This is a genomic window from Nonomuraea sp. NPDC049784 (assembly GCF_040659615.1).
Lineage (GTDB): Bacteria > Actinomycetota > Actinomycetes > Streptosporangiales > Streptosporangiaceae > Nonomuraea.
On record NZ_JBFAMX010000402.1, the window covers coordinates 1 to 9,389 of the forward strand.

General features: G+C 69.2%; 11 protein-coding genes and 1 pseudogene. 6 read left to right on the forward strand and 6 right to left on the reverse strand.

Annotated features, from left to right (window positions below; genetic code table 11):
• The 4 genes and pseudogenes from AB0J09_RS44975 to AB0J09_RS44990 form a co-directional block, all read right to left on the reverse strand.
• Nucleotides 1-421, reverse strand: a pseudogene (locus AB0J09_RS44975) (hypothetical protein); the annotation flags it as partial.
• 466 nt (nt 422-887) lie between these two features.
• Complete coding sequence (locus AB0J09_RS44980) at nt 888-1,214, reverse strand: DUF6632 domain-containing protein (protein ID WP_360705548.1); 327 nt, start codon at nt 1,212-1,214, stop codon at nt 888-890.
• Nucleotides 1,215-1,241: 27 nt separating this feature from the next.
• Entirely contained in the window at nt 1,242-2,078 is an 837-nt protein-coding gene (locus tag AB0J09_RS44985) for a siderophore-interacting protein (protein WP_360705551.1), read from the reverse strand.
• A 99-nt stretch (nt 2,079-2,177) separates the two neighbouring features.
• On the reverse strand, nt 2,178-3,155 hold the full coding sequence (locus AB0J09_RS44990; RefSeq protein ID WP_360705554.1) for an alpha/beta hydrolase: 978 nt from the start codon (nt 3,153-3,155) through the stop codon (nt 2,178-2,180).
• 104 nt (nt 3,156-3,259) lie between these two features.
• On the opposite strand from AB0J09_RS44990, the gene AB0J09_RS44995 reads away from it, so the two are divergent.
• The 4 genes from AB0J09_RS44995 (at nt 3,260) to AB0J09_RS45010 (ending at nt 6,094) form a co-directional block, all read left to right on the forward strand.
• Nucleotides 3,260-3,655 (forward strand): hypothetical protein, encoded by a 396-nt coding sequence (locus AB0J09_RS44995; RefSeq protein WP_360705556.1) that lies wholly within the window; start codon nt 3,260-3,262, stop codon nt 3,653-3,655.
• A gap of 213 nt (nt 3,656-3,868) precedes the next feature.
• On the forward strand, nt 3,869-4,564 hold the full coding sequence (locus AB0J09_RS45000) for an ABC-2 family transporter protein (protein ID WP_360705559.1): 696 nt from the start codon (nt 3,869-3,871) through the stop codon (nt 4,562-4,564).
• Complete coding sequence (locus AB0J09_RS45005) at nt 4,557-5,345, forward strand: ABC-2 family transporter protein (protein ID WP_360705562.1); 789 nt, start codon at nt 4,557-4,559, stop codon at nt 5,343-5,345. The genes AB0J09_RS45000 and AB0J09_RS45005 overlap by 8 nt, the downstream gene beginning before the upstream one ends.
• Before the next feature lie 2 nt (nt 5,346-5,347).
• A complete protein-coding gene (locus tag AB0J09_RS45010; RefSeq protein WP_360705565.1) occupies nt 5,348-6,094 on the forward strand; it encodes an ATP-binding cassette domain-containing protein in 747 nt (248 codons plus the stop codon).
• Here the strand turns inward: AB0J09_RS45010 and AB0J09_RS45015 are convergent.
• On the reverse strand, nt 6,088-6,561 hold the full coding sequence (locus AB0J09_RS45015) for a hypothetical protein (protein WP_360705568.1): 474 nt from the start codon (nt 6,559-6,561) through the stop codon (nt 6,088-6,090). The two genes, AB0J09_RS45010 and AB0J09_RS45015, sit on opposite strands and share 7 nt — an antisense overlap.
• Before the next feature lie 128 nt (nt 6,562-6,689).
• Between AB0J09_RS45015 and AB0J09_RS45020 the strand changes: the two genes are divergently transcribed.
• On the forward strand, nt 6,690-7,256 hold the full coding sequence (locus AB0J09_RS45020) for an MFS transporter (protein ID WP_360705571.1): 567 nt from the start codon (nt 6,690-6,692) through the stop codon (nt 7,254-7,256).
• Between the two features lie 48 nt (nt 7,257-7,304).
• Nucleotides 7,305-8,027 (forward strand): YcnI family protein, encoded by a 723-nt coding sequence (locus tag AB0J09_RS45025; RefSeq protein ID WP_360705574.1) that lies wholly within the window; start codon nt 7,305-7,307, stop codon nt 8,025-8,027.
• Between the two features lie 424 nt (nt 8,028-8,451).
• Here AB0J09_RS45025 and AB0J09_RS45030 read toward each other — a convergent pair.
• On the reverse strand, nt 8,452-9,389 hold a 938-nt coding region (locus AB0J09_RS45030), incomplete at its 5' end, for an ABC transporter permease (RefSeq protein WP_360705577.1).

The window sequence follows — 9,389 nt, forward strand, 5'->3', positions numbered from 1 at the left end:
TCGGCGGCTGGAATGTGTTCTTGCGCTCGGGCGAAGGGTCGAGCAGGGTGGACGGACTCTTCGTGCGCGTGTGGGAGACGGACTGCGTGGGCGTGAGCGGTCCCTTGGCCCCGACGACCTGGGAGAGCGCCGGGCCCGGGATGTACTCGGTGACCAGGTAGGGGCGGTCCTTGTCGGTGCCGTCCTCCACGACCGCCGCCGTGCAGAACGGCACCAATCTTCGTGAGAAAGCCACTTCCTCGGCGAAGCGCGCGCGTAACGTGGCATCGTTGAGATGCACCGCATGCGGCGTCTTGAGTGCGACCAGGCCACCCTGAGGGTGTTCGGCCAGATAGACCACTCCCATCCCGCCCGTGCCGAGGCGGCCGAGGAGCAGATATCGGCCGATGATGACCGGGTCGCCCACCGTAAGCGGTCGCACGCCAGGAGGCATGTCACTTGCACCACGCGCCATCCGGTTTTCGCCTCTCCTGATCAGGGACACGGCAAAGCACACTGTGGCCGGATCCGCGGAGGCTTTCCGCATGTCTGCCATAAGGGGTATTGGAGGTAAGGCGGTCATTCCTTCGGGGTTAGTAAGGGCTGTGGTTCGACGGTCTGAAGTGGTGTTTCGGCCCTGGCGTGCCGGACGGGAATGATCACGTTCAGTACGGCAAGCGTCACGAAGAGCCTCATCCCCAGAGCCGTACGCGCCCTCTGTGTTCCTGTCCTCGGGCGCCGTCGTGGACGACGCCGCAGCCCGTTCCATCACGACCTGGAAACGCAGATCAGGGACTCGGGACTGAAATGGACGCTGGTGGTGCTGACCCACAGCGAGATCACCCGGTGACAGATGATGGATCGCGATGATCTCCCGCCACCATCTGGGCGAGTACCCCCAAGCTGGGTTATCCCTCGGCCGGCACCCTCTCGGAGGGCCTGAGGAAGAAGATGCCGAGGGCCAGGATCAGGATGAAAGGGATGTCGGTCAGGAACTTGCTCCAGTAGCGGTCCAGGTCCGTGGCCGCCTGCGCGACCATGAGCAGGGCGTGGGCCAGGTTTGCCCACATCGTGAAGGACAGGAACGACCTGTGGGCGAGCGGGTTCCGAGCCGCCACCAGGAGGAACACGCCCCACACGATGTGGAACGACTCATCCGGGTGCAGCTCACGCGCCTGGGTGAAGGCGACACGAGCGGCGGCGAGCAGACGAGCCACCAGATCCTCGATCGACATCTCCTCTGCGCGTTTGCCTGTACTTAGCTAGGAGGCGAGCGCCGCCTCTTCCTCGGCCTCGACCTGCTGGTTCCAGTCGCGCTTGATCGCGCGCCACCCCTCGTCGTCGGCCCCGGTCCGCCAATATCCGGAAATCGACAGCCGATCCATCCCGATCCCCCGGTCGAGCCGCAGGTGCCGGCGAAGTTCCTTCACGAACCCCGCCTCCCCGTGCACGAACGCGCACACCTCTCCCTCGGGGAACTCCAGCGCCCGCACCGCCTCCACGAGCCTCTCGCCCACGGGGCGGTCGCCACGGTAGACCCACGTGACCCGCGCGTCGGCGGCCGTCTCGAGCTTCTGCTCGTCCTCGGGCGCGTCCACCTCCACCAGCACGTGCGCCGGGGTGCCCTCCGCCAGTTCCTCCAGCGAGGCCGCGATGGCCGGCAGCGCGCTCTCGTCGCCCACCAGGAGGTGCCAGTCGGCCGCAGGGTCGGGGGCGTATCCGCCGCCGGGGCCGAGCATGAGCAGGACGTCACCGGGAACGGCCCGGTCGGCCCACGGTCCGGCCAGCCCCTCGTCGCCGTGCACCACGAAGTCGAGGGTAAGCTCACGGCTGTCGGGGTCCCAGGCGCGGACGGTGTAGGTCCGCAGCCGCGGCCAGTGCTCGCGCGGCATCGTCTCGCGGCAGGTCTTCACGCTGAACGGCTCGGGATATTTCACCCCTTCGTACGGAAAGACCAGCTTGACGTAGTGGTCCGTCAACCCCGAGGTGGCGAAGTCGGCCAGCCCGTCGCCCCCGACGACGACGCGGACCATGTTCCGCGAGATCCGCTCGGTCCGCAGGACGACGCCCCGATGATGATCCGTGGGCTTGTCAGCCATCAATCAGGCCCCCTGACTCAAAGTTAGGTATACCTAACCTTACACTTCCCTGAGATGCAAGCGTACGCCGATCTTCACAAAAGGGGCAGTGGTAAATCTTCACGCCGCGGCGATGTCCCCGGTGGACGCGCGCCGAGCGGCCACCGCGCGCAAAAAATCAGACATATGCCGGAACGCCAGCCGGGCCTCGGGCAGCACATCCGCCAGGATCGGGAAGACGTGCGGCATATGTTTCCACTCCTCGTACCGGACCTGGACCCCGGCCAGCCGCGCCCGCTCGGCCACTCTCCTGGCCTCATCACGCAGCACCTCGGTCGACCCGGTCACGATCATGAGCGGCGGCAGCCCCGTGAAGTCCCCCAGCACCGGGGAGACGAGCGGATCGCGCGGGTCGAGACCGGAGGTCCACCGGCGCGCCAGCCACCGCACCCGGCCGGCCGGGAGCATGGGGTCCTGCCAGCGGTTCGCGCGGCGCGGGAAGTCGGTCAGGTCGGCCCACGGCGAGAGGCAGATCGCGGCCCCCGGCATCGGGAGCTTCCCGTCGCGCAGCGCCAGCAACGTCGCCAGCGTGAGGTGGCCGCCCGCCGAGTCCCCCGCCAGGATGATGTCCTCAGGCGCGTGGCCGCGTCCCAGCAGGCAGTCGTACGCGTCCAGCGAGTCGGCCAGCGAGTCCGCCAGCTGGTGCACCGGCCCCTGCCGGTAGTCGAGCGCCAGCACCGGCCGCTTGGCCGCCACCGACAGTCGCCACGTGATGGACCGATGGGTACGCGGCGAGCACGAGAAATAGCCGCCGCCGTGGAAATAGAGCACCACCTTGCGCTCGTCGAGCCCCGGTCCGCCCCGCACCCACTCGCCCTCACACGCCGAGAACGTCTCCAGCTCGATGGTGACGTGCTCGGGCTGAGGCACCCGGACCAGCCGCCCGATGTCACCGAGCCGGGCGGCGCAGGCCAGGGCGAAAGGATGGCGCATGAGTAGCGTTGAAGCCGGCTTCAGAGTGCCGTGCATCAGGCCGATCAGCGCGCGGGCCTGCCAGCTCAACGGGTACTCGGGAGCCACGTCCCTGTCGATCCGCATATTGACCCTCCGACGAACTCCTTCCCCCAACGAGATCGTCCTACCGGCCAGTAAGTATCTCATCGCTTACGTGGATATTTCGGCGCTGTGACACGCTGTCGTTCATGGCCGGATATTCGGGCACACCGCTGCCGCGCAAGCTCGGCATCAAACCGGGGCACAACGTGCTCGCCCTCGGCGCCCCCGACGGTCTCGACCTGGGCGAGCCCGCCGCCGAGGTCCACCGGACCCCGGCCGCCGGCCCGTACGACGTCATAATGGTCTTCTGCCCCGACAGCGCCACACTTCACCAGGTGTTCCCAGCCGCCATGGCCCTCTTGGCCAAGAACGGCGGACTGTGGGTCTGTTGGCCGAAGCGTTCCAGCAAGGTGCCCACGGACCTCTCCGAGAACCCCATCCGCGACTACGGCCTGTCCATGGGCCTGGTGGACAACAAGGTCGCCGCCGTCGACGCCACCTGGTCGGGCCTGCGCTTCGTCTACCGCCTCACGGACCGCTGACGTTTATTGCGTTGCGGGGCCCTTGGCCCTCGTCGCATAATTCCGTGCTCCCCATCGGCAGACCCGTGCGCGGGTCCGGACACGGTTGGTAACCGTGTCATCACCCCCCGGAGGTGCAAAACCATACCGCTCTATGCCCGGCTCGTCCGGTACGGCTTCCGCAAGCACGCCACCTACGTCTGGGGCGCAGTCGCCGGCGCGTTCACCAACAGCGTGTTCGGGATCCTGCGTGCCTACATCCTCATCGCGCTCTGGCAGGCCCGTCCTGGGCTGGCCGGCTACGACATGTCCGACGCCATCACGTTCTCCTTCATCACCCAGGCGTTCATCGGCCCGATGCAGCTGTTCGGCGGCGGGCTCGGCATCCCCGAGCGCATCCGCAGCGGCGACATCGCGCTCGACCTGGTCCGCCCCGCCTCGCTCCAGCTCTGGACGCTGGCCGAGGACCTGGGCAGGGCCGGATACCTGTTCCTGGTCCGCAGCATCCCGCCCATGCTCGTCGGCGCCGCGCTGTTCGGCATCATCGTCCCGGCCGGCCTCGGACAGTGGCTGGCGTTCCTGACCGGCTTCGCCTTCGGCGTCGTGGTCAGCTTCGGCTGGCGCTACCTGATAGCGCTGTCGGTCTGCTGGCTCGTCGACGACCGCGGCGTCGCGGTGGCGTCGATGATCTTGACCACGTTCTTCTCCGGGATGATGGTGCCGTTGCACCTGTTTCCCGGCTGGTTCGGTGACCTGGCCATGTCACTGCCCTGGGCGGCCATGGTCCAGCTCCCCACCGACCTCTACCTCGGCAAGGCCCCGGTCCTGGAGACGTTCGCGTTCCAGGCGCTCTGGGCGGCGGTCCTGCTCGGGCTGGGCGCGCTCGGCACCAGGGCGATCCGCCACAAGGTGGTGATCCAGGGTGGTTAGGACGTATTTCCTGCTGCTGTGGACCTGGACCCGCGCCGCGGCGACGTACCCGGTGTCGTTCGCGCTGATGATCCTGTTCGGCATCGTCACCTCCGGGCTCGACGTCGCCGTGATCCTGGTCGTCTTCGCCAACACGACCACGCTCGCCGGCTTCTCCCGCGACGAGGTCCTCTTCCTGTACGGCGCCGCCAGCGTGTCGTTCGCCGTCTGCGACACGTTCGTCAGCAACATCGACCGGGTCAGCCAGCACATCAAGGCGGGCACGCTCGACACGATCCTGATCAGGCCTGTGAGCGCGTGGATCCAGCTCACCACCGACCGCTTCGTCCCCGCCAGGGTCGGCCGGCTCCTGCAGTCGAGCATCGTGCTCGGCTACGGCATCGGCACACTCGACCTCGAGTGGCGGCGTGCCTGGATGATCCCCGTCATGGTGGTTACCGGGGTGGTCATCTTCACGGCGCTGTGGACGCTGGGCGGCGCGATCCAGTTCGCGCTGACCGACGCGCCCGAGGTGTCCAACGCCGTGACGTACGGCAGCCACCAGCTCAACCAGTATCCGCTCAGCATCTACGGCCGCGACCTGGTCAGGGCCGTGACGTACGTGTTCCCCCTGGCCTTCGTCAACTGGCAGCCCGGCCTGTACGTGCTGGGCCGGGCCGACCCGTTCGGCACGCCCGAGTTCATGAGATTCGCCGGACCGGCCGCCGCGCTGGTCCTCTCACTGCTGGCCGGGCTGGCCTGGCGGCAGGGCATCAGGCACTACCGATCCACGGGGAGTTGACGATGATCGAACTTGATGGCGCCGGACGTTCGTTCAAGATCAAAAGGAGGGTCGTGCACGCCGTGCGCGACCTGTCGTTCACCGTGTCGCCGGGGGAGTTCGTCGGCTACCTCGGCCCCAACGGCGCGGGCAAGTCCACCACGATCAAGATGCTCTGCGGCATTCTCACGCCCACGTCGGGCCGGGTCCGGGTGGCCGGGCTCGACCCGTCGCGCAGGCGCACGACGCTGGCGCGGCGGATCGGGGTGGTGTTCGGGCAGCGCACGACGCTGTGGTGGGACCTGCCGCTCGCCGACAGCTTCGAGCTGATCCGCCACCTGTACAAGGTGGACCGCGCAGCGTTCAGGTCGCGGCTCGGCGAGCTGACCGAAACCCTCGGCCTGGGCGAGTTCATCCGCACACCGGTGCGCCAGCTCAGCCTGGGCCAGCGCATGCGCGGCGACCTGGCCGCGGCGCTGCTGCACGCGCCCGAGGTGCTGGTGCTCGACGAGCCGACGATCGGGCTGGACGTGGTGAGCAAGGCCAGCATCAGGGCCTTCCTGCAGCGGCTGAACGCCGAGCAGGGCACGACCGTGCTGCTCACCACGCATGACCTGGGCGACATCGAACGCCTGTGCCGCCGGGTCATGCTGATCGACCACGGGCGGCTGGCGTTCGACGGCACGCTCGACGACCTGATGGCCACGGCGCCCGACCGGTCGAGCCTCGAGGAGGTAGTCACCCACCTCTACACGGGCATGACTCAGTAGTAACTGCCCTCCGGCGTGGCCTCGTAGTCCTCGTCCAGCTCGTCGTCCCGGCGCGACCAGCGCGACGGCATCAGCACAGGGATGAACAGCGCCACGCCGAGCAGGGCGAACACGCCCGTCGTGAGCAACGTCTTGGCGCCGAAGCCGGCGTCCCTGATGATCTGGTTGACCGACGGCTCGCTCGGAATGAAGGAGAGCGCCCTGTTCACGTCGAGGGCGTAGACGACCGTCCAGGCCAGCAGGACCATCGACGGCACGAACGTCGCCAGCGGCGACACCCGGCCCGCCACCACCAGCCCGACGACCAGCCCGATCGCGGCCATCGCGCCCAGCGCGATCCACATCTTCTGGCTGTCCGGTGGGCTCGCCGCCGCATTGCCGACGACCTGCTGGACGGCCCATCCACCGCCCGCCAGGACGGCCGCCGCCACCACAAGCCCGATGAGGAATCCACCTAAGTGCCGCAACGTTCTCACCTCTATGTCAACGCGGTCGGCACGACCCTAGCGAGAAATGCCCATTTCGGACAGGCGTTGTGCAGCTTCGCACTCTGGGTCTCATGTGTCACTGCCCCGTGAGAGCATGGGGCACACCCATGCGTGCGCAACTCCCTCTGAGGCTCGCGCGGACGGCCGCCTTCTCCGCCGTCTGCGTGACTCTTGCCGCGCTCGCCCACATGCTGGGCGGCGGCTCGGCGCCCGCGCCGTGGGCCGCCGGTCTCGGCCTCGCGGGTGTGTCCGCGCTGGGGCTGGCGCTGTGCGGCAGGGAACGCTCGACGGCGACGATCAACGTCGTGCTGGTGGGCGCTCAGCTGGGGCTGCACGAGCTGTTCGCCGGTGACGGCGGGACGTACTTCTCCCTGCACGGCCTGTTCTCGACGGACGTCGTCGTGCACAGCCATACGCAGGGCGGCCTGGCCGTGAACACCGGGATGCTGCTCACGCACGTGACGGCCACGTTGATCACGGGCCTGTGGCTGGCGCGCGGCGAGGTCGCGCTCTGGTCGCTGCTGCGCCTCATCGGCCGCCGTCTCGTGCTGCTGCCGGCGATCGTCGTGCCCCTCGTACGGCCTGCCGCGCCGATCGTCCAGACAAGGGTCGTGCCACTCCAGCCGGAGTTCCGGCACTGCGTGGCCAGGCGTGGTCCTCCACTTCCCGCCTGACCATCTGACACCCGTTTCATCCCCTAATTCACCAAGTGGAGTTTTCCCATGTCCTTCGTACGCCGTGCGGCGGCCGTGCTCGCCGCCGCCACCGCTCTTACCGTCGGGCTCGCCATCCCGGCGCTGGCCCATGTCAGCATCCAGCCGGGCACCGCCGAGCAGGGCGGGTTCACCAAGGTCGCGTTCCGGGTGCCGAACGAGCGCGACAACGCCTCGACCGTCAAGATCGAGGTCGACTTCCCGACCGACCATCCGCTGGCGTTCGTGTCGGTCAAGCCGCTGCCGGGCTGGGACGTCAAGGTCACGCAGGGCAAGCTGCCAAAGCCGGTCAAGACCGAGTACGGCGACCTCGAGGAGGCCGTGACCAAGGTCGTGTGGTCGGGCGGCAAGATCAATCCTGGGGAGTTCCAGGAGTTCGAGGTGTCCATGGGGCAGTTGCCCAAGGACACGGAGTCGCTGACGTTCCCGACCAAGCAGACCTACTCGGGGGGTGAGGTGGTGAACTGGGCCGACCCGGCCAAGGCCGACGGCACCGAGGCCGAGCACCCTGTCCCGACGCTCAAGCTGGTTCCCGCCAGCGGGGGTGACGAGCACGGCGCGGCTTCCGCCTCCGCCGCTCCGGCCGGTGCCACGCCTTCGGTGGTTCCGGTGGCGGCGTCGACGTCCACGTCTGACGGGACCGCCCGCCTCCTGGGCGGGGCGGGCCTGGTGGTGGGCGTCATCGGCATCGTGGTCGGCGCCCTCGGCCTCCGCCGCCGCCCCACCTCCTGAGCCCCGTACCCCGGGCGCCGGGCTCCGACCTTGGGGCCCGGCCGCCCGGGGCACCCGCCGTCCCGGGCAGGCCCTCACCCCTTCGGGGCCCGGGCGCCTAGGGGGCCGAGCGCCGCACACATTGCTCCGGGGTCCCCCGTCCACCAGCCCGCCGACGCGGCGCCCAAGGCGACGGAGGCCCCCTCCGGACGCCGAGCCCATCCGCACCCACGCGCACAAGGCGACGCCGTGCCGGCTGGGGACGGGAGGCGGGAACGGTGCGGCCCGCCCACCCGCAGGCGCCCACGCGCGCGACGCCGCGCCTATGGACGGCGCGCCCGGCGCAGGAGCGTGCGGGTCGTCCAAAGGCGTGCAGCGCGCCAGGGGCGCCTGACGCCGCATGACTCGCACGCCCGCCCGTCGCGTGTGGGGCGGGCGGGCGGCGTCAGGAGGTGATGTCCTTGCCGGAGAAGCGTGCCCAGGCGATCGAGCCGAACAGCACGATGTACGCCCCGAACGCCAGCAGCCCCTCCCTCAGCGCCCCCGTGTCGATCGGGCTGCGCAGCACCGCGTCGAAGTTCGTGAACTTGGACGGCAGCAAGTACGGCGTGATCGAGCCCAGTTCGGGGATCGCCCGGAGCACCTGGCAGATGATGATCAGCACCAGGGTGGCCGCGATGGCTCCGATGGACACCTCGGTGAACGTCGAGAGCGCCAGCCCGATGGCGGCCAGGGCGGCCATGCCGGCACCGACGTACCCGACGGTGATGAGGATGCGCAGCAGGCCGTCCGTCATCGAGATCGTGGTGCCCGACAGCAGCGTCACAGGACCGGCGGGGAAGAGGAGCAGGCCCGTCAGCAGGGCCGTCAGCGCCACCACCGCGGTCACCGCGTACGCGAAGACGACCGCGTTGAGGTATTTGACCAGCAGCAGCCGGGTGCGTCCCGCAGGCGCGGCCAGCAGGTAGCGGAGCGTCCCCGCTCCGGCCTCGCCCGCGATCGAGTCGCCCGCCACCACGCTGACGGCGACCGGCATCAGCAGCAGCACGAGGAACGAGAACGAGGCGAACGTCAGCATCAGGCTGTTGCCCGCGACGTCCGCGATGATCCCGCCCATGCCCCCGTCGGAGCTGACGATGCGCAGCGCCACGCCGATGACGATCGGCACGGCGCCGAGCGCGGCCAGCATCACCAGGTTGCGCGGCCGGCGGAAGGTCAGGCCCAGCTCGGAGCCGAGCAGCCGCCAGAACGACCACGTCCTTCCCACACCCGTTGGGACGGCGGCGGCGCTGGGCGGCTCCGGCGGGTGGCGTTCGGTGGTGCGCATGGTCTCCGTGACGGGCACGAGGCCGGGCGTGCGCCGCTGGGCGGTCTGCGTCTCAG